Source organism: Exiguobacterium sp. SH31 (assembly GCF_001816105.1).
Classification (GTDB): domain Bacteria; phylum Bacillota; class Bacilli; order Exiguobacteriales; family Exiguobacteriaceae; genus Exiguobacterium; species Exiguobacterium aurantiacum_A.
Genome location: NZ_LYTG01000001.1, coordinates 1 through 20,426, shown reverse-complemented (window position 1 = coordinate 20,426; position 20,426 = coordinate 1). Strand labels below are relative to the sequence as shown.

Genomic DNA, 20,426 nt, shown 5'->3' with positions numbered 1-20,426 from the left:
AAATACTAACACGGTTCAGAAACGAGAACAACAAAAAACAGAGAAAAGTCTGAATTCTTTCCTCTGCCTTCATAAAACGATTATGGAACGAGAAATGTCAGCTCATTCGGCAACACTTCAATCTGTAAATGATCCGTCTCAAAGTGCTCACCGTCCACATCGATGACTTGTGGCTCACGCAAAAACACATCAAGTTGCTCCATTTGGAGATGCACCCACTCTGGAGACGACTGTTCGAGTCCGAGCTGTTGCGTCAATAGCTGACGAATCATCGGGAAGCCGATGGCCGAGCTATGGACGACTTCGACGAGACCGTCCGTGAACGATTGCGTCGCGAGCTTCGTCGGGACCGTGCCGAGATAGGCACCGTTGCCGACGTATAGAAAACTGACGGCCCCATCGTGGATGACCTCGCCCGCCCGCTCGATACGGACCTTGAACGGATCGAGTTCGCGGAACTGACGGATCGTCGCTAAAAAGTATCCGATCGAGCCGAGCGTTTCTTTTTGGAGCGGATCGATCTGTCGGGAAGCGTCCGCGATCAATCCGACCCCGACAAAGTTGAGACCGAACCGGTCGTTGACACGCATCACATCGACCGATTGCTGCTCGCTCATTTTAAACAGGCGAGCCGCCTCAATCGGTTCGACAGGCAAATCAATCGCCCTCGCGAAGTCGTTGCACGTCCCCGCCGGTACGAGACCGACGCTCGGACGTTCGTCACGAGGCAACGCCATCAATCCGTTGACGACTTCATGAAGCGTCCCATCCCCACCGATGACAATCAAATGATCGAACCCACTGCTCGTTCGAGCAAGGCGGGCTGCATCCCCTTCAGCTAGCGTCTTTCGGATGAGAATCTCTTGATACATCGACTCGATTGTCCCGACCACTTCGCCGAGCATCGTCTCGCTCGCACCCGACTTCGGGTTCGAAATGATCATCGCCTTCATAGTAGACCCGCTTGTTCCAAGAAGTCTTGGGCCACGTCGTAGGCCCGTTCTTTCCCGTAAGCGACCCGACGGTTCAATTCAGACATCTCTTCGTCAGTGATGAGTCCGCCCAACTGGTTGAGCGCGTCCTCGATTTCCGGATGTTCTTCAAGCGTTTCTGCTTTCAAGAGTGGAGCACCTTGATAAGGCGGGAAGAACTGTTGATCGTCTTCTAACACGAGCAGGTCGTTTTCGGCGATATCCGGGTCGGTCGCATACGCATCAACAAGATTGACGTCGCCCCGTGCGATGGCGCGGTAACGAAGTTTCTGCTCCATCGAAACGACAGAAGGGAAATCAAGTCCGTACGCTTGCTGAAGTCCTGGATATCCGTCTTCACGGTCCGTGAACTCGAGCGTGAACCCGGCCTGGATGTCATTTTGCACGCTGCGTAAATCAGAAATCGTCGTGACGCCTTCAGTTTCCGCATAGTCACGCGGGATCGCGATGGCGTACGTGTTATTGAACTGCATCGGTTCCAGTAAAGCGAAGCCGTCGTCTGCTAGCGCATCCCGTGCTTGTTCGTACACTTCACGGGCATCGTTTGAATTCGGTGTTTCTTTCACCAGACTCGCGAGTACCGTCCCCGTGAATTCAGGATAAATATCGACATCCCCCGATTGCAACGCTCCCCAGACGAACGTCGTCTCTCCGAAGTTCGGACGGACCGATACGGTCAGATCCGTCTCTTCTTCGATCAACAGTTTGTACATGTTCATCAAGATCTCCGGCTCGGGACCGAGCTTCCCGGCGACGACGAGGTCGGTCTGTTGGGTGCGGCCCAACGCGAGCGGTGCTACGATAATTAACGCCAAGACGGTCGATACGGCGATCAGCTTCGTCTTGTTGCGGGTGGCTGTCGCGCCTTCCATTTGACGGAGCAAGAAGTCGAACAATAATGCGAGAATGGCTGCCGGAATCGCACCGAGCAAAATCAAATAGTTGTCGTTCCGGTTAATTCCAAGCAGGATCAGCGTCCCGAGTCCGCCTGCTCCGACGAGTGCCGCCAGCGTGGCTGTACCGACAATTAACACCATCGCTGTTCGAATCCCGGCCATGATGACCGGTAGCGCGAGCGGTAGTTCGACTCTCATCAAACTTTGATTCGGTTTCATGCCGCAACCTTGCGCGGCTTCGATCAGTGACTTATCGACTTCGTTCAACCCTGTGAACGTATTGCGAAGGATTGGCAACAACGCGTACAGAACGAGCGCAATCGTGGCAGGAAGTGCACCGATCCCAACGAGTGGAATCATAAGACCTAGCAGAGCTAAAGAAGGAATTGTTTGGATGATGGCGGTGAAGCCGATTGCCGTTTCAGCCACTTTTTTACGCCGTGTCAGCCAGATGCCTAGCGGGACCGCAATCAACACCGCAATCAAAAGGGAGACGACAGAAAGTTGTAAATGCTCGATTAGCGCTTCGACCAATTCCCCGCGTCGATTTTGGAACGTTTCAAGCATCTACCTCACCTCTTCCGTGTTGTGTAAAGTCGAGCACGAACGGATCATCACTCGCTCGAATCTCGTCAGGCGTGCCGACGATGACCAGTTTCCCGTCACGCATGAGAGCGATCCGGTCCCCAAGTTTCATCGCCTCCTCAATATCATGAGTGACGAACAGAATCGTCTTCCCTAACTCATCGTTCAACCGTTTGATGTCATCTTGGAGCTGAGCCCGACTGATCGGATCGAGTGCCGAGAACGGTTCATCCATTAAAATGACTTCCGGGTCGGCCGCGAGCGCTCGCAGGACGCCGACTCGTTGTTGTTGACCACCCGACAGTTCAGGCGGTTTTTTTGAACGGAGGACGGGGTCGAGACCAGCGATTTTCATCAGTTCGGTCACACGGTCTTTCGTCTTCGTCTTCGGCCATTTCAATAGGTCCGGAACGACGGCGATGTTCTCTTCGACCGTCAAATGGGGGAACAATGCGATTTGTTGGAGCACATAGCCGATGTTGCGTCGCAGTTCATAAATATCGAACTGATAGATTTCGCGCTCATCAATCAGGATTTTCCCGTCAGTGTGGTCAATCAGACGATTCACCATCTTCATCGTCGTCGTCTTGCCACAACCTGATGGCCCAATCAATACGAAAATTTCTCCTTTTCGTACCGTCAAACTCAAGTTTTCGACGGCCAATGTCCCATCATCATAACGCTTGGAAACATTTTGAAATTCAATCAACACAATCCCTCCTCGGCTTTTCACGTTATATGAAAGTCAAATATTAGTTTGCCCGTTTCCAACGATTGTTAAACAACAAAAGGTTCTCCCGCGGGAGAACCTTTTCGTTATGGAAGTGTGATGGTAACGTGGCGACGACCCCAATTGATTGCCTCGCTCTTCGTATCGACGAGTAGATCGACGATGTTGCCTTTAATGCGTCCCCCTGTATCGAGAGCGATCGCTTGACCGATCCCTTCGATCTGTACGACCTTACCGAGCGGGATGACGGCCGGATCGACGGCGATGATGCGCATGCCGTTATAAAAAATCGAATCCGTCACGTCATGTCCCGTCGCCGTCAACACCCGGCCCCCGTATGAGCCGTTGTCTGCCGCATCATTCGTGTAAGCTGTCGATTCGGCTTGAATGACGCGCCCGCTGCTTGTCGAGACAGGTGTCGCCACAGCGTTTGTCGTGGCTTGCTCTGCTTTCGCTTGCTCTGCTTTCGCCTCTTCTGCAAGCCGCGCTTCCTCAGCCGCGATTCGCTTGGCTTCCGCTAACCGTTTCGCTTCCTGTTCTGCCTGCTGCTTGGCTTGTTCTTCTGCCACTCGTTTCTCTTCAGCGCGGCGCTTCTCTTCAGCGATTTGCTTCTCGCGCTCAATTTTTTGTTGGCGTTCAAGTTCGATTGCCTTGCGTTCCAACTCAAGTGGGTTTTGTACGATTTTCTGTTCAGTTCCGATTCCGATTTGAGCAGCGTTGGCAGTCGTAGATACCACGAACGTACCGGCTAGGACAAACAGAAGCGTCATCATATATTTTAAGAATGTCATTGTAATTAGGTCATCCCTTTCTCGTCTTCTAACGAACAGGAGTAAATTTACCATGCCGTCTCGAACCCGAGAAGTAGTTTTGACGAAGTGAAATATTGCTGACATATGGGCTACCGTTTAGTTACAGATTGTAATAATTGCCGAAAACGTTGCTATACAAGCGACCAAATAAAAAAATTACAGATCGGTTACAAACGTTCTCGTAACAAATCTGTAATCTGTTTGTCATTCTGTTTCAGCTGTAATCGGGCGTAAATCATGGGCCCGGACCATTCCCCAAGGCGCCACATCGACTTCAACTTCGAACGTTTTCGCACCTTCAATCACAGCTTTCTCATCCTCGGCGACACGGTATGAACTCATGTCGGTGATGAAGACTTGGCGATCGAAGTATTCAGCCCGCGTCCCACCAAAGAACGGTCGGGAGCTGACCCGGTCGATTGTGGCAAAACCAGCGTCATCCGTTTTGAATGAGACGTAGACGGTCCCAGAATCGACATCTTGTCGCCCTTGCAACGAATCGAACTCGAGATAGACGTAATCCCCAAAAAATGGGTCATAGGGCTCGTACGACGTCGCTTTGAACGTATACGACTGGCCGAACCAAGATACCGCATAAACGAGCAAGATAAAACCGATGGCAATCAATACTTGTACGATCGGTACAAGCCAAGGAGTGATTCGTTTCATGTCCGAGCATCCCCTCTCGTACGGCTACGCCACCACAACGCGAGCGACAACGCGAATACGATCAACGCCCCGATCAAGAAGAAGAGCGAGATGTCGAGCCGGTCCCAAACGTAAATGAAGTAGATCGTCATTTGGACAAGTAAGAAGTAGATGAACGCCAAAACAATCGGTTTCCGCTCATGGTCTTGCATGATCAAGTAAGCGAGCGCCACCACTTCAAGCAAGATCGCGAGTAAGATACCTGAACCTTCGAATAGCGAGAACGGGATGACCGCGAGTAGGCTCACCCACAGCAAATCAGGGCGACGATGTGTCAAGTACACAGCCACGAGGACGACGGAAAGCAGCGTGGCCTCAATGACGGACGGCTGACGTTGAGACAACCAGCCCTCGGTCGCATTGACCAAGTAACCGATGGACAAGATGGCAGCGACGAACAAGTAGAGATACTGCCACTGAGCCCGCTCCCGGTAGACGAGGAACAGGATATGCAGTGCTGCGAGTGCCCAAAGCGGACAAAACCGTCCCTCGTAATCGATATACTGACCGATCGTGAGCAACAGTCCGTAAAAGCTGAACCAGGCGAAAATCCGGTCGAGCTCGTTATCACCGTAATGGAACCAAACCCACGTCACGAGCAGGCCGAACAGGATGAGTGTGATCCCGATTCCTTGAAAACTATTCGTGACCGCTAAAAAAGCGGCTAGCGCTGCGATGAACGTGAAGATCGGGTGCTTATAGATCAGTTTGTGCAGGACGGCGACAGCAAAGAATAGCCAGAACAGAAGCGGTAGTTGTGAGGAAAGATTGTACGTTGTGAAGATGACGATCATCGTGGCGACGAAGAAAACGACGCCGAGGACGCGGAACAACGTCACATAGCGAGGGGCTTTCACTTGAAGCCGCTCCGCTGCTACGTACATCCCGAGCATGAAGACAAGGAAAATGGATACTTTGACGAGGTCTGGGATTGCTTGCCAGTTGGCGGCGACAAAACTGAATAGACTAAGGGCGAGCAGAATTGATCCGATAATTACAAGAATTGGCGGTTTGTGCTCACGTTTGTCACTAACCGCCAATTTCTTATATTCAAAATCAATCAACCGTTGACCGGTCGCTTCATCTAGCAAACCCGCCTCTTTCCATTCACGAACTTTTTTGTCAATGGACACCTGAATCATCCCTTTCGGTTAAAAGGTCAGCTGGCGCGTTCGATCAATTCCAATTCTTTTTTCAACAAAACTTGTTTCTCAAACTCGAGACCGAGCTGTTGATATTCCTCCATGATGGAAACGTCCCCGATGACCGTATTCGTTAATACGGCAGTCACTTCTGCGACCCATCCTTCACGAGTTGACTTAACGATATCACCCACAGCGAATTCTAAAGACACACCCATTCACTTCCAATCTTAAATTTGTTTTTATCATTATAACTAAATTATATAGGTTTGAATACGTTTTCTTTTGTACATTTGATGAACTGCGACAAAATTTTTCCAGTCAATCCCCAAATAATGTAGTCTTCATGTTCGTAAAAAGGTTCTCTCATTTTAATTACCCGTTTTTCATACGCTTTAGCGTTCGCCATTCGGTCAAACGGAATATTTTGATCCGGATTCATCGTCCATTCCATCTCGCCGTGAAACGGATCAATTAACAGTAACGTTTCGACGGGAACGGTGAACAAATGATCGACTTCATCCGTTTGACGTACGTCCGGAACTGTCGGAATCATCCCGACGAACGGATAGATGAGTTGACGGTGTGGCGTGGCGAGCGGCTGTAAGCGACCGATGACCTCAATCGTCTCGAGCGGTACCTCGAGTTCTTCACTCGTCTCTCGGACCGCGGCCTCGACAGGTGTCTCCCCTCGCTCGAGCCGACCTCCCGGGAACGAGATCTCTCCAGGTTGGCGCCGCATCGTATGGGCCCTGACTTCAAAGACGACGTGCCAGACGTCATCGATTCGCGTCAACGGGATCAAGACGGCGGCGGTCTGTTCATAATTCTCTTCCATCGAGAAACTTTCTCGTAATTTCGCTTCAGTAACCCATGATTGTTTCATGATTTTCAACCTCGCTCTCTCTGTTTTACAGTTCCACCAGCGTCTCCTCGTTTAAACGTGGCAAATGTCGGAAATATCATTATTAATGATAGGAGATGGTGGAATTGGTTCAACAAGTTGATATATTGATCGTCGGGGCGGGGCCGACAGGACTCACACTCGCTTTGACATTAGCCAGATATGGAATCTCTTTTGAAATCATCGATCGAAAAACGACGCCTTCGAACAACTCACGGGCCATCGGGATTCAGCCGCGAACAATCGAAGTGTTTTCACGCCTTGATGTCGCCAAAGAAGTACTCAGTCGCGCCAGAACAATCGAAAAAGGAAACTTATACTTTTCTGGGCAGTGGACGGCCAAACTCGAGTTCTCACGTCTCGTCACACCTTACCCGTTCGTCACGCTATTGCGACAAAACGAGACCGAGGCCATCTTAGAACAGGCGTTGAACGACCACGGGCACTACGTCAAACGCGGCGAGTCACTCGTCTCGTTGACCCACTATCCGACACGTGTGCTCGCCCATCTCGAATCCGACTCGAACCGCACGATCGAAGCCAAGTATATCGTTGCGGCCGATGGCGCCAACAGTTCGATTCGCCGTATGCTCGCGCTCCCGTTCAGCGGGAAGTCGTTCAAAGAGTCTTGGGTGTTGGCCGATATGAAGGCGAAATGGAACATCTCCCGTGAAGAAGTACACATCTTTTTCTCGGACCGTGGCGTGTTAGAAGTATTCCCGCTGACGGATGACACAATCCGGATTACCGGTAATCTCGCGAGCGACGAATCATTCAGCGAGGCCAAATTACACGAATTGGTCGAACAACGGAGCCACATGCCGGTAGAAATCGACGAGGTCGAATGGTTCTCGCTGTTTAGGGTGCACAATCGCATGGTCGACTCGTTCATCCATAACCGTGTCATCTTAATGGGCGACGCGGCGCATATCAATTCGCCCGTCGGCGGCCAAGGGATGAATACGGGCATCGCCGACTCGTTCAACCTCGGCTGGAAGCTTTGGCTTCATCTGAAAGCAGGGGCGCCGTTCAGTGTCGTCGACACGTACCGGGACGAGCGTGAACACGTCGCCAGAAACGTCTTGCAGACGACGAACGTCGCGACCGAAGTGCTCCAAACGACGCTCCCGATCTTATTGCCGTTTCAAGCAGTCGGAGCGGACGTGTTCACCCGCGTCAATTTGATTAATGAAAAGATCACCGAACGAATCGCCCAGCTTCACTTGTCTTACCCTGGGCACTCACGTGTACCGTTCATCCGGGTCGCCGAAGGAAAGATCTTTCCCGAGATCGAGATGATCCGATCCGATGATGGCCTTCGTCAAAAGATCTCAGAAGTCGCCGATGGCCGCTTTCAAGTACTTGTCCTCGATGACGGCAAACGTGACCCAAGTGAGTTATATGAATACTTGAACGCTCATCAATCATTCTTCCAAATCATCACGTTGTCTAAAACAAGCCGTCCTTTCTTTGACCAAGGCAACGAACTTGCGAAATCCTTGTTCATGCGCCGGGGTGTCCTCGTCATTCGACCGGACGGATACTTGCTGCATAAACAGCGTCATATGCGACCTGAACCGCTACGTGACAAACTGTCGGTCTGGTTACCGTCTTAAGTCAAAAGCTCCACTCGTGAGAGTGGAGCTTTTGTCAGGATAGTGCATTGTAATAAAGTGTCCCCGGTTTCGAGAGGGTCAAGTCATAAAACGCCTCGAACGCTTCCACGTCCTCTAATTTCCGAAAATCGACTTTGTCCGTCTGTTCGTTCGGAATCGCGACGATGATGCCATCGACCGTCGATTTGATCATGCCCGTCTGTCCGTTATGAATTCGAATGTAGAGCACGTGCTCACTTTGCAGTAATTTTACGGCTTCACGCCGTGATTGTATCGTCGTTTTCACAGTCATCCCTCTCTTCTTTTCGAGTATACGGTCCGCCGCTGTTGCTTTCAACCGTTTCCCCCTTTAAAATTGTGTAAAGAAGGGGTTGAATGTGTTGGAAACTATATTGATTATCGCGCTTGGCGCGCTGTTCGTCATCCTCGTGACAATCCGAACGATTCGTAACTTACAATGGGTCCGCTTTGGTGAGGCGTTCGGGAAACAAGGTGAGGAGTTACTCGAAGATTATACCTATTTGACGGAAAAAGGCGTCACGTGCCGAATCGAACAAGGCTTGCCGACCGGACGCTTGTTTAAACCGCTCGCCAAAAACCTGGATGACCGGGTCGCCTTGTTCGTGCACCGAAATGATGAAAAAAAAGCAAAAGAGCTACTAAAGTAAAAATGAACTGAGCCCCGTAAAATGGACAGTTTAATAAAAAGCCCGTATGTCCTATACGGCGATTAGATGGCCCCGATATTGTTCCGGGGTCATCTTTTTTAGGTTCCACTGACCGCGTTCGCAGTTGTAATAGTTTATGTAGTCCCCGACCATTTCTCTGACCTGCTCGATTGATCCACACGATCGGTTGGTGACATAGTCCTTCAAATGGCCAAAGAATGATTCAATTGGTGCGTTGTCGAGACAGTTGCCTCGACGTGACATGGACTGGACCAGTCCAAGGCTGCGAACGAGTTGTTGATAGTCCGGATGTGTATAGTGGAAGCCTTGATCCGAATGGATCATCGCCTCGGGATGCAGATTCCCTTGGAGGTGATCTTCAAGTTTTTCCATCGTCTGAAAGACGAGGTCCATGTGAAGGCTTGCGGACAGCTTGTGCGCCACGATCTCACGCGTGGCCACGTCCTTCACGCATGACAGATAGACGTTCTCGCCGGAGGCGATCGGGAGGTAGGTGATGTCGGTCACGAACACCTTTCCAGGCTCGCTCTGTCGGAACTGACGGTTCAACAGATTCGGCACGACGCGATGCTCGTGCGTCGCCTGAGAGAGCTTCCGATAAGGATTCATCCTCCGGATTTTGGTGACGATGTTATACTTGCGCATCAGTCGGAGAATCCGTTTGTGGTTGATCCGGACGCCGAGTGTCGCGAGCACCTCCATGTACAGCCCCCGATAACCGACTTTACCTTTATGGCTGTCGTGGATTTGCTTGAGGAGTGTCGCGTCTAGGTAATCACGCTCTTCCCGGAGGGACTCCGCCTCGGCACGGTTCAACCAGGCGTAATAGCCACTCCGGCTCACGCCGGCGATCTCACATAGTGGGCGGACGAGGTACTTCAGCTGTGCGATGCGGATGACGGTGTTGATGGCCTGATATTTCGCTGCTGGTGTCAGTTCGTATGTTTCGCCTGCCCTTCTAACTTCTCTAGCTTTTTTAAGAGTTCATTCTCTGCCGTCAGGTACTTGATTCTTGCCTCTGCCTTCGCTAACCGTCTCTCCATCGACTCGTCTGTTTTCGGGCGTCCACCTCCCAGAGCCTTTCCACGTTTGTCGTTCAGGAGACCGTCTTCCCCGTCTTTTCGATATGTTCGGCGCCATCGTTCCAACGCGGACTTCGCCTTCCTGTTCCCAATTACCGTCAGGTCGAATCCAGCCTCCGTGAAGATCTGCCGGGGTCCCTTGCCGTCCATGTTTTCAAGCACGGCCTTTATTTTGAATTCACCGGTGTATTGGATCGAGCGTTCTGAAACCGACGAAACGTTCGGGTTCGACTCAAGCTGATCAATTTGATGGATATTGAAAATGATTTTGCTCATGGTTGTTTCTCCCGTCTAAATGAATAGGTTCATTATAGCGATTCGTGCGTATACGAAAAACCCCGAATGGGTCACTTATTTCAAGTGTCCTTCATTCGGGGTTCAGTTCAAAAAGGTGCCGCGGCACCTTTTTTACTTATGTAACTGGCGCTCTGAACAATAATAAGCGATTTGTTTGATTGTCGCCTCGGATAGGAGCTCGAGTTTCGTCTTGGCGATGACTTTGTCGATCGCTTCAAACGAGTCTTCACAGTTCGCTTTAACACGTTCGACTTTAAGACGTGATGCTTCTGGAAAAATTAAAAATGACGTGACCGGTACGGCCTTGCCGCATTCTTTTTTTAATAGGCTCCGAACTTGTTTCGTCATCTGCTCGAGCCCTTCGACTGGATGCGGATAGATGTTTTTCCACCCGAGTGAGGTTTCTAACCGACACTCTCGGTTCGTCACATGGACGGCCGTCGTCGTCCGATTGATTTGGACTAAAAAGACGCCTTTCGGTCCGACGAGCACGTAGTCGAGCACGTTGTCACCGATTTCGACCCGTTCAATCATCATCCAATCGAAGCGACACGTGTGCCGAATGATTTCTACGATCTCATCCGTATACGATTTCGGCGGCAAGATGACCTCTTCTTTCGTTCGGAACAATCCTTTCGTCTGTCGTTTCACCGGCTCTTTCTTGACGGCCGTCAACACTTGTAACATCTATTCCACCTCCTCTCGTTATTCGCTAGGTCCGACTTGTTTTCCGAAGACGGCCTTTTCTAAGTTTGAAATCCGACGCAACATATCGTAGTTCGAGGCGACAGGTTGGGCCGGTTTCACCGGCTCGGTCGGTTCGCTTGAACCACGGCGCAACGATTCGTTCTCTTGTCGCAAACGTTCGATCTCTTTCGCCATCTTCTCATAGTCCCGGATGACGACGTCTAAAAATTGATCGACTTCTTCTTGCGAGTAGCCGCGGAGGGCCGTCTTGAATTCTTGTTTATAGATTGCTTCGGCTGTTAATTCGGTTTGCATAGTCTTCACTCCCACTGTTGTTCCCACTGTTTTTCTTCCTCGATCACACGCAGGTCGTCTTGTGTGATCATGAATAGTTCCATCTGGTGTTTTCGTTTAGCCCCTTCAACGAGGAAACGGGGGCTTCCTCCCGTCTCTTCGTCATACAACGTAATTAATCCTGCTGCCTTGTCTAAAAAGAACGCCGTTTTTGCGCGCAACTGACTCGGGTCTTCATAAGGACGTTGCGTGAGCGGTTCAAAAAAATCGGCTTCGAGCCGCAACTGGCTGAACAACTCTTGTTCATACGGCTTATACCGTTCTTCCATCTCTAAAAATGGCGGAAACACCGCGATTTTAATCGGATGTGTTTCTCTTAACTCTAACAATACTTGTCCTGCCCACAATTCACAACCGTTCGTTCCACTGAAGATGAACCATTCGGCCCCGAGTTCGATTGCTTCAGTGATCTTTCGGCGGTACGCTTCTTGGATGATCTCGATGCCGGGATGGTCGGCTTTAAAGATCCCAAGCTCATGGGGCCGATACCCGGTAATCGCAACAACTTTCATAACCTCTTCCTTTCTAACCGAGCTAGACGATGGTTGAGCGCGTGTTGCTGTTTTTGGACGGTTTGTTTCAAGACCGTCTTTTGCTGTTCCACGATCGCAATCGCCTGCTCGGTATATCGAATGGCTGACACGACATCTTTTTGCTGATGTTCTGCATACTTGGCTAGCTCGATCAACGCCTCGGTCGTCCCGACTTCTTTGAAAAGAGGAAGCGCTTCGACGATGCGGCCGGTCCGCTTTAACAGCAGCGCTTGACGCATTTTCGCTCGTTTTGTCGGTTGCTCGATCCGTTCATACTGTTTGAGTGCCTCGTCCGTACTCCCTAGATCGTTCAACCAATGGGCCCGCTCTTCTCCAAACGTCGGCTCGTCTGCTTCGACGAGGTGACAGAGCCGCTTATAAAGCGACACGAGGCTCAAGCAATCGGCGTGATGGTGCTCAATGACCGGTTGTAAAATATCAGGGTCCCGCTCTTTGACGTATTGAAAGTAATGCATCGGGGCGAGAAAACCTGGCAGATCGTCCGTTCGGGCATGTCCAAAATGGGCCTCGACCGCTTTTAGCGAGACCGACTCGAGTGTCGGCTTCAACAGACGCCTTGACGCATGCAACAGATCGACATGACCGACGGCGGGCAACGCCTTCACTTTCGTCCGGACGAACGTATGACGCGTCTTGATTTGCGGCCAATCGAACGATTTTCCATTGTACGTCACGAACCGGACCTCGTCACCGATGTCATTGAGAAAGTGATAGTAAAACGCGGTCTCAAACGCCGGGTGTGGCAATACGTACTGAATCATCTCGAGATGGTCTGACTTGAAGCGGGCGAACCCGATCAAAAAGATGGACGTCCCGGCACCACGGAGCCCGGTCGTCTCCGTATCCATGAACAACACTTGGTCATACGGCACGTCGACCGTGAAGAACGGATGGTCTGCCGTCCCTAGGGCACGTTTCGCCGCGTCGAACGTAAAGTCGTGATACGTCGCGTCAAGCGGATAAATCTCTTTCAAGCGCACGCACCACTCGCTTTCAAACGTCAGGATCTCGCCACCTCGTGCGATCCACTTGGCTTGCTCCGCGTCATCTGGTGTGACCGTCGCTTGTTTCGGTTCATTTGTTTTGATGAGTCGTGATAGCTTCGCTTTCATATCGTTCCTTTCAATGCGGTCAACTGATTAACAACTTGGTCTTTAAAGTCACCGTAGCCGATCATCCCGACGCAACGTGGGCATCCGCTCACACACGGACAATCCTCGACCGTGCGGATCGCTGCGTCTAAAATTTCAGCGGCGTCTCGGAAGAGCGCTTCACTCAAGCCGATACCGCCCGGATAGCGGTCATACAAGTAGACGGTCGGTTTATTCGTATGGGTCGCTTTCATTTGAATCGTCGTGAACAAGTCGAGCGTGTCGCACATCAAGTAGAGCGGGGCGAGCCGGCGCAACAAGTCGCTGACGGCCTCGAGCTGATCTTCCATATCGGCTTCCGAGTAAGCGAACCGGTCATCGAGCGTGAACCACGTCGACGTCGTATGCAGCTCCCGTTCCGGCAAGTGGATCGGACCAGATCCGATATTCTCATGCGTCCCGAACTTGATCTTCTTGAACAGCGTCGCCATCGCGATGACCGACACTTCACCGAACGTCTTGGCACCGCTCGTCTTGTTTTCTTCTAGCACTTTTAACTCCACGGCCAAGTTCGCATCTGTATAGTAATCAACATCGACACGCCGCACGTACGCTTTCTTCTCTTCAAAATCGAGTTTCTCGACTTGATATTGCTCGGCCCCGTGCAAATAGATCGCCTCGTCGTGAAGCAGCGTCATCGCACTGAACGTGTCCATCTCGCCGATGACTTGATGTTTCGCCGTCTGGTCGACGATGACGACGTTCTCTTGATTGCTCGTCCGCAGCGAGATGTCGTGGGCCGGGAAGGCGTCCGTCATCCAATAGTATTTATTGGCACGCTCATGCAAGATTTGCGCGTCCGTCAAGAAATCAAGGATATCCTCGGTCTCGACCGTACCGAAGCGCTCCCCTTTTTGGAACGGGAGCTCGAAGGCGGCGCACTTCATATGATCGACTAAAATGATCAAGTTGTTCGGGTCAAGACGGGCCGCCTCAGGCGAACGCTCTAAAATCAGGTCTGGTTGCTCGACGACGAGTTGGTCGAGTGACGACGACGAGGCGACGAAGATGACGAGTGATTCCGACTGGCGACGGCCGGCTCTTCCTGCTTGCTGCCAGAGCGAGGCGACGGTGCCGGGATATCCGTTCAATACGCACGCCTCGAGTTGACCGATGTCAACACCGAGTTCGAGCGCGTTCGTCGAAACGACGGCTTTGATTTCACCGTTCCGGAGCCTGCGTTCAATCTCACGCCGTTCTGACGGAAGATAACCGCCCCGATAACCGACGATCGACTTCGGTCCGAGTTCACGTCTCGTCAATTCTTGCAAATACGTCAATAGCACCTCGACCCGGACCCGTGACCGAGCGAAGACGATCGTTTGAATATCGGCCTCGACAAGCTTTGACGCGATCCGCTTTGTTTCGAGCGTGGCGCTCCGACGAATCCCGAGCGCTTCATTGACGACCGGAGGGTTGTAGAAAATGAGGTGTTTTCTCCCTTGCGGAGCTCCATTATTGTTGACGAGCGTCACTTCTTCCTCGGTCAACAGTTCGGCCAGTTCGACCGGGTTCGCGATCGTCGCGGACGTCATGATCCATTTCGGATAACTTCCATAGTAGGCACAGATTCGTTTGAGCCGCCGAAAGACGTTGGCGACATGGCTCCCGAATACGCCGCGATACGTATGCAGTTCATCGACAACGATATATTCGAGGTTTTCGAACAACCGGATCCATTTCGTGTGATGCGGCAAAATCCCTGAGTGAAGCATATCTGGGTTCGTGATGACAATGTTCCCGGCGTCCCGCACTTTTGTCCGCGCTGCCGGCGACGTGTCCCCATCATACGTGAAGCATCGGAGGTCTCCTTCGAGCGCCTCGACCATCTCCATCAAATCGCTGTTCTGGTCTTGCGCGAGCGCTTTCGTCGGATACAGATAGAGGGCTCGTGCCGTCGGTTTCTCAATCATTCTAGACAGCACGGGCAAGTTATAGCAGAGCGTTTTACCAGAAGCTGTCGGCGTAACGATGACAGTCGAGTTCCCACGAGACGTCTGTTCGACCGCTTCGGCCTGATGCGTGTACAATTGCTCGATGCCGCGACTGTTTAACACCCGGACAAGATCGTCTGGGACGCTCGACGGGATGGCCGCGTATCTTGCAGGTTGTGCCTCGACCTTATGCCAGTGTGTGACATTGGCGGAAAAACTCGGGTCGGTCTTTAATGTCTTAATCATCTCTTCGATGGAACGTTTTTTCCGCATAGTGCTCACCAACTTATTTCATGATTTTGAAGGTGCAAGTCGCTCCACGATCGTCTTCACTTGACTGATTCGTTCGTCACGCAAGAGACGATGAACCGCAGGCAAGTGTAGCACCTCCATCGCTTTGAACGCCTCGGCGACATGCTCATTTTCTTCTTCAAGCCGCTCCATCGCATCATTGTATAACAGGTGCGTCGAACGGCCGAACAAGACGATGGTATGTAACTTCGTGCATTTCGAATGGACTGCTTGCAAATGTTTCGTGTAACGTTGCACCGCTTTATGATAATCCTCTTGCTTCGTCAGCGCTTGGCGCTTACCGCGAAGAAGTTCTGGATAAAAAGATTCATCGCCGAGAAACATCGTCTCGACGCCGATCCGTTTCAAATAAGGATGGCCGATCGCCTCTGCCACGGCCGAATCATCGATCAATCGTCCGAACGGGATTGATTCTTCTAACAGAATGCGTCCCATCTTCAATCCATTGACGCCGTGAAGGGGCAGGCCAAGATCATCGTCTTGCAGTCGATCGATTACAAACAACACTTTCATCTTTCGCTTAAGAGAGAGTTGAACCATATGTCACCATCCTATTCGCTTTCTTTTCATTATAACAAACCACACAGAAAAACAGGGCGTTGATGTCGCCCTGTTTGAAGTAAGTCAATTCATTCGCGATTGTCATTTTCACGGTCTTGGTTTGATTCAGGCGTGTCTGAGTTGGACTGTGATTCGAGCTCGGTCGAAGATTCTTCTTCAGCCGGAGGCGTCTCTTCTGTCGCCGGCTCTTCTGTCGTCTCTCCTTCTTCACCTTCATTGTTCCCATTTCCATTTTCGCTGTTACCATTACCGTTATTGTTGTCAGTCTCATTCGGTGGCGTTTCTTCAGCCGGCTCTTCTTCTGGAGGCGTCTCTTCCGTTGCCGGTTCTTCCTCTTCTTCAGCCGGTTCTTGACTGCGTTCGACCGTGTATTGCGTTTGGGCCGGGCTCGACTGTTGCTCACCTACGAGTTGGTTCGAAGCGGTCGCGACGATCGTGAACGTCGTCGTCCCGTTCTGGAGGCCCGAGATAGCAATGCTCGTGTCTTCCGTCGTTCCGACGACACGTTCGCTGCCGTCCGGACGTTTCTCCGTCACGGTGAACGATAGACCTTGATAGCCGTCCGCTTCGACCGCTTGACGATTATATGACCACGTCAACGTCCCGCTGTCAGCCGGAATGTCGTAATTGATCGACGCGCCGGTCGGTGCCGGAAGATTTTTCGGTTCCAAATCTTTCGGTTTCGTCCCTTTGACGTACAGTTCATTACCGAGCGACAAGACAGAATCCGGTTGCTGGAAGCGGTCTGGGCTTCCCGTCGCATTCGTCACTTCTTGCATCATATACTCGAAGTAGTATTGGGCGTGATTCGGCTTGCTAACCGTTTCAGGGGCGCCACTTACTCTTCCGGTCCAAACCGAAATTGCATAATCGGTCGTATAGCCGGTGAACCATTTATCTTGATCATCGTTTGTTGTCCCGGTCTTGCCGGCGACGTCCCACGGGAACGCCCCTGGCTCGTACGTCCCGTTTGATCCGCTGACGACATCCCGAAGCATATCGGTCAACATATACGCGGTATAGTCTTCCATCGCCTGCTTCGCTTTAATAGGTGAGTTGATCGTCGATCCGTCGTTGAACTCGATTTTTTGGATCAAGTGCGGCTTCGTGTACATCCCGTTCGCACCTAGCGCGGCATAAGCAGCCGCCATTTGCGTCGTGCTCGCCTCGGCGGCACCGAGCGCGTTCGAGGCGTTCATCTCGTCGCCCGACATCGACGGTTCGATACCGACGTTCTCGACGAACGATTCGATCGCGTCTTGACCGAACTCATCACGCACCTCATAGAAAGCACGGACGGCCGGCGTGTTGCCGGAAATCGTCAAATAGTAACGCATCGTGTTAGCGCCGCGATACTCACCATAATAGTTTATTGGATCGTAATCTTCACCTTCAAACGGTGCATCCATTAAGATCTTCCCGGTCGACCATTGCGCGTTCTCGATCCCTGGACCGTAGTCAAAGAACGGTTTCGCCGTCGAACCGATTTGGCGTTTCTCCCGCGAATAGTCGCGGTAGTTCTTGTCGCCTTGTTCCGCCTGTTGGCTGTCGATGACGGCGATGATCTCACCCGTCTTCGTGTTCAACACGGTCGCTCCCATGCGGAGATCTTTCGGGAACTCACCGTTTGGAATGTTCACGTTATCTGTCTTAATATCTTTATTGAATTTCGCGTGCAGTTCTTTATTGATAGACGTATATACTTTCAAACCTGTCCCGTAAATATCAGACTGCTCTAAGCCGTAGTCTTCTTCGAGCTCTGCTTGGACACGGGCGTAGATCGAACGGGTGTACGACTCTTCTTCTGTCTGCGCACCCGGCGAGATGACGTCGGCAATCTCGACGTCGATCGCATCGTTATACTGTTGTTCTGTGATATGACCGTCCCGCTTCATTGCCGACAGCACTTGTTCTTGACGGTAACGCGTGAGTTCTTGGTCGCCAGCAATCGGATCATAAGCGCTCGGTCGCTGCGGAAGCCCCGCTAAGATAGCCGCTTCTTGATAGTTCACTTCTGACACCGGCTTATTGAAATACGTCTTCGAGGCCGCTTGCACACCCCACGCCCCTGAACCGTAGTAGTTCTTGTTCAAGTACATCTCGAGAATCTGTTCTTTCGTGTACTCGCGCTCGAGTTTCACGGCGAGCCACTGCTCTTGCAATTTACGTTTTAATTTCTTGTCGGTCGACAAGAACGACTGTTTGACGAGCTGTTGCGTGATCGTTGAACCACCTTCAGACCCAAAACCGTCGGTCACGTTCGCGAGCACGGCACCGCCGATGCGGCGCAAGTCGATTCCGTTATGCTCATAGAAGCGACGGTCCTCGATCGAGATGACCGCTTGCTGCATCACTTCTGAAATATCATCGATTGACACGTACTCACGGATCTGACCGCTCTCTTCAAGCGGTTCACCTTCAGCCGACAATAGCTGAATCGGGTACGTATCGACTAATTTCTCCTCATCGAGCGGCGGTGCGGTCGCAATCGCGTAGGCTGTGTATGCTCCCCCGACGACCACTCCGACGATCAACAACAATCCTATAATAAGTAGGATGCGTCTCCACATCGGTTTCTTTGTTTGTTTCTTTGGTTTTTTCGTTTGTTGCTTTGGCTTTTTCGTCGTATCTTGTCGACGCGCCATCCGACTTCGTTCCATTCACGCTTCACTCCTTCTATTCAATCGAGCCACGCTTCAATCGCCGTCAAATAATCGATGGCTGGAAGGGCTCGTGTTGGAACTTCGATTGCCTCTTGTTCAATATATGCGAGCGGGATCGACTTCCGTCCCGTCTCTCGCTGCTCCCACCAGTGTAATAATTGCTCCGTTGATAACACATATTGCGTATTATAGCGGCTAAACCGGATGATGACAAAACAAATCCCTCCGTGACGCTCACACTCGCGCATGTGATTGATTTGATGGTCATGAAAGTTTCCGAGCGGGAACGACGTTTTATTGTTCGTCTCTTTCGCTTCAAAATCAATGTATTTCCCGCGATAGACCCCGTTGTAGTCGGTCGTCGAGGCTTGCTTAAAATACGCTTCGGTCACTTTGGCCGCGCTCCGTTTCGGGTAATCGACTTTGACGATTTGGAGCGGGGTCGGTTTTTTATGGATGACCGCTTTTCCGTGGAGTCGATAAAACTCGTTCGTATCGTTCAGAAGCGTCTCTAAATTCATGCCTCGATTCGCATACGTTGGCAGACTGGACTTTGCCGGCATCTCGGCCGCTCTCGGTTTCTTCCCGTTTGGATAATGGAACAATGTCGTCACCCCTAATTACTAGTTTAACAGGTTGATCCACTCGTTCCTTCCGTCTGAAGTCTGATTGTCGAGTTATGTCGCTCGACTCCTCCGTGGATTTTCCGCAATCCATATCGTACCAAACTCCCGTATGTTAAACTAGTGTGTAGTACATTGTGTATTCAAATTGACACGACCTTGTTACCGTGTCACTGAATACTTTTCTACAATAAGTCCTCTACTTATTAACCGAAATGTGAACAGGCTAAACGCTGATTGACGAGACTTTAAAAAAGTAAGCGATCGAGAGCGTTTCGCGAGGACTGGAAATAAACTAGGCGGCTTAGAATCTACATCCCTAAGCTCTGTTGGAGGAGTAAGATGGAGACACAAAAGAAGTATGTCATGTTCGTCGATGAGACAGGTACACCAAAAGGCAACACCCAGTTCAACTTGACCGGGGTATTGATGGAATACAAGTATGCGATTGACGCCGATGAGGCCGGAATGCCGTGCGAATTGAAGCGACGCTTACAAGCGTTCAAACGAGATGTCTTCAAAACGGAAAATATCCCACTGCATTTAAAAGAAATTTTAAAGGCCGAGCATCCATATGGAAAAGACGATGGGATCACAATTGATATGCTCCGTGATTTTTGGAACAAACTCCCAGACTTCTTGCGCGATATCAATTGCACGATCGTCAGTGTCGAGGTCGATAAACAGAAGCTCCACGATTTCTACTCGACGCCGAAAGACCCTTATGTCGTCGCTTTCGCCCATTTGATGAAATCGTTTTATGCATTTTTGGAAGAGACGGAAGCTGTCAGCGCCCGTGTCGTTCTCGAGTCACGCGACGATTATCAGAACCTGCTTATTCAAAAAGCATTTTTCGATATCTTCAATTCCGGGACCGTCCATCTCGACGTCGAGAAGAGCCGACAAAAAATCAAAGGGTTCATCTTCTCGGAGAAACAAAGCACGATCTATCAATCTGGTCTTGAAATCGCTGACCTCGTCTGCCTGCCGCTCTCGCGCGTGCGCCGCGGCGTGATCGAAGTGAAACCACGGTTCGTCCATTATGGGGATGAAAACCGAATCTTCAAAGCCATCAAGGACAAGATTTACATTCGTAAAGACAGTCCAGACCAAGATTTCCGCAACTGGGGCTTC

20 protein-coding genes and 1 pseudogene are annotated in these 20,426 nt (G+C 51.1%); 3 read left to right on the top strand and 18 right to left on the bottom strand.

Annotated features, from left to right (window positions below; all coding sequences use genetic code 11):
* Positions 1-80: 80 nt before the first annotated feature.
* The 8 genes and pseudogenes from A6395_RS00110 to A6395_RS00075 all read right to left on the bottom strand — a co-directional run bounded on the left by A6395_RS00110 (position 81) and on the right by A6395_RS00075 (position 6,751).
* A complete protein-coding gene (locus A6395_RS00110) occupies positions 81-953 on the bottom strand; it encodes a diacylglycerol/lipid kinase family protein (RefSeq protein ID WP_071397357.1) in 873 nt (290 codons plus the stop codon).
* Positions 950-2,455 (bottom strand): ABC transporter permease/substrate-binding protein, encoded by a 1,506-nt coding sequence (locus A6395_RS00105; RefSeq protein ID WP_071397356.1) that lies wholly within the window; start codon positions 2,453-2,455, stop codon positions 950-952. Before A6395_RS00105 ends, A6395_RS00110 begins: the two co-directional genes overlap by 4 nt.
* 58 nt (positions 2,456-2,513) lie before the next feature.
* Positions 2,514-3,182: pseudogene (locus A6395_RS00100) on the bottom strand (ABC transporter ATP-binding protein); the annotation flags it as partial.
* A 107-nt stretch (positions 3,183-3,289) separates the two neighbouring features.
* Positions 3,290-3,994, bottom strand: coding sequence for a 3D domain-containing protein (locus A6395_RS00095; RefSeq protein ID WP_071397354.1), 705 nt, complete (start codon positions 3,992-3,994; stop codon positions 3,290-3,292).
* 225 nt (positions 3,995-4,219) lie between these two features.
* Positions 4,220-4,684 carry a GDYXXLXY domain-containing protein gene (locus tag A6395_RS00090; protein ID WP_071397353.1) on the bottom strand — a complete coding sequence of 155 codons (465 nt, stop codon included), beginning with the start codon at positions 4,682-4,684 and terminating at the stop codon, positions 4,220-4,222.
* Positions 4,681-5,865 carry a DUF2157 domain-containing protein gene (locus tag A6395_RS00085; RefSeq protein WP_071397352.1) on the bottom strand — a complete coding sequence of 395 codons (1,185 nt, stop codon included), beginning with the start codon at positions 5,863-5,865 and terminating at the stop codon, positions 4,681-4,683. Before A6395_RS00085 ends, A6395_RS00090 begins: the two co-directional genes overlap by 4 nt.
* Positions 5,866-5,882: 17 nt before the next feature.
* A complete protein-coding gene (locus tag A6395_RS00080) occupies positions 5,883-6,059 on the bottom strand; it encodes a DUF2187 family protein (RefSeq protein WP_016509936.1) in 177 nt (58 codons plus the stop codon).
* A 65-nt stretch (positions 6,060-6,124) separates the two neighbouring features.
* Positions 6,125-6,751 carry an NUDIX hydrolase gene (locus A6395_RS00075; protein WP_083274014.1) on the bottom strand — a complete coding sequence of 209 codons (627 nt, stop codon included), beginning with the start codon at positions 6,749-6,751 and terminating at the stop codon, positions 6,125-6,127.
* A 95-nt stretch (positions 6,752-6,846) separates the two neighbouring features.
* Here A6395_RS00075 and A6395_RS00070 point away from each other — a divergent pair, with 95 nt between their 5' ends.
* A complete protein-coding gene (locus tag A6395_RS00070) occupies positions 6,847-8,385 on the top strand; it encodes an FAD-dependent monooxygenase (RefSeq protein WP_084812875.1) in 1,539 nt (512 codons plus the stop codon).
* A 34-nt stretch (positions 8,386-8,419) separates the two neighbouring features.
* Here A6395_RS00070 and A6395_RS00065 read toward each other — a convergent pair whose 3' ends face one another.
* Positions 8,420-8,722 carry a hypothetical protein gene (locus A6395_RS00065; protein ID WP_252100485.1) on the bottom strand — a complete coding sequence of 101 codons (303 nt, stop codon included), beginning with the start codon at positions 8,720-8,722 and terminating at the stop codon, positions 8,420-8,422.
* A 43-nt stretch (positions 8,723-8,765) separates the two neighbouring features.
* Here A6395_RS00065 and A6395_RS00060 point away from each other — a divergent pair, with 43 nt between their 5' ends.
* Positions 8,766-9,053 carry a hypothetical protein gene (locus tag A6395_RS00060; protein ID WP_236634006.1) on the top strand — a complete coding sequence of 96 codons (288 nt, stop codon included), beginning with the start codon at positions 8,766-8,768 and terminating at the stop codon, positions 9,051-9,053.
* Positions 9,054-9,104: 51 nt separating this feature from the next.
* Here A6395_RS00060 and A6395_RS15625 read toward each other — a convergent pair.
* The 9 genes from A6395_RS15625 to recU form a co-directional block, all read right to left on the bottom strand.
* Positions 9,105-10,432, bottom strand: a protein-coding gene (locus A6395_RS15625; RefSeq protein ID WP_483297285.1) for an IS3 family transposase whose coding sequence is annotated in 2 segments (ribosomal slippage) — positions 9,105-10,060 and positions 10,060-10,432 — 1,329 coding nt in all. Because the reading frame shifts where the segments join, the coding sequence is not laid out codon by codon here.
* Between the two features lie 132 nt (positions 10,433-10,564).
* Positions 10,565-11,140, bottom strand: coding sequence for a nuclease-related domain-containing protein (locus A6395_RS00045; RefSeq protein WP_070327404.1), 576 nt, complete (start codon positions 11,138-11,140; stop codon positions 10,565-10,567).
* A gap of 18 nt (positions 11,141-11,158) precedes the next feature.
* Positions 11,159-11,455 (bottom strand): cell division regulator GpsB, encoded by a 297-nt coding sequence (gpsB, locus tag A6395_RS00040; protein ID WP_051121542.1) that lies wholly within the window; start codon positions 11,453-11,455, stop codon positions 11,159-11,161.
* Positions 11,456-11,460: 5 nt separating this feature from the next.
* Positions 11,461-12,006 carry an SLOG family protein gene (locus tag A6395_RS00035; protein WP_016509942.1) on the bottom strand — a complete coding sequence of 182 codons (546 nt, stop codon included), beginning with the start codon at positions 12,004-12,006 and terminating at the stop codon, positions 11,461-11,463.
* Complete coding sequence (locus A6395_RS00030) at positions 12,003-13,160, bottom strand: ribonuclease H-like domain-containing protein (protein WP_071397348.1); 1,158 nt, start codon at positions 13,158-13,160, stop codon at positions 12,003-12,005. Before A6395_RS00030 ends, A6395_RS00035 begins: the two co-directional genes overlap by 4 nt.
* On the bottom strand, positions 13,157-15,406 hold the full coding sequence (locus tag A6395_RS00025; RefSeq protein ID WP_071397347.1) for a DEAD/DEAH box helicase: 2,250 nt from the start codon (positions 15,404-15,406) through the stop codon (positions 13,157-13,159). Before A6395_RS00025 ends, A6395_RS00030 begins: the two co-directional genes overlap by 4 nt.
* A gap of 18 nt (positions 15,407-15,424) precedes the next feature.
* Positions 15,425-15,985, bottom strand: a complete 561-nt coding sequence (locus tag A6395_RS00020) for a hypothetical protein (protein ID WP_252100484.1) — start codon at positions 15,983-15,985, stop codon at positions 15,425-15,427.
* A gap of 89 nt (positions 15,986-16,074) precedes the next feature.
* Positions 16,075-18,666 (bottom strand): transglycosylase domain-containing protein, encoded by a 2,592-nt coding sequence (locus A6395_RS00015; RefSeq protein ID WP_071397346.1) that lies wholly within the window; start codon positions 18,664-18,666, stop codon positions 16,075-16,077.
* A gap of 20 nt (positions 18,667-18,686) precedes the next feature.
* Positions 18,687-19,283 carry a Holliday junction resolvase RecU gene (gene recU / locus A6395_RS00010; RefSeq protein ID WP_084812874.1) on the bottom strand — a complete coding sequence of 199 codons (597 nt, stop codon included), beginning with the start codon at positions 19,281-19,283 and terminating at the stop codon, positions 18,687-18,689.
* A 351-nt stretch (positions 19,284-19,634) separates the two neighbouring features.
* Here recU and A6395_RS00005 point away from each other — a divergent pair.
* Positions 19,635-20,426, top strand: a 792-nt coding sequence (locus A6395_RS00005) for a DUF3800 domain-containing protein (protein ID WP_084812873.1), incomplete at its 3' end; no start/stop codon positions are given.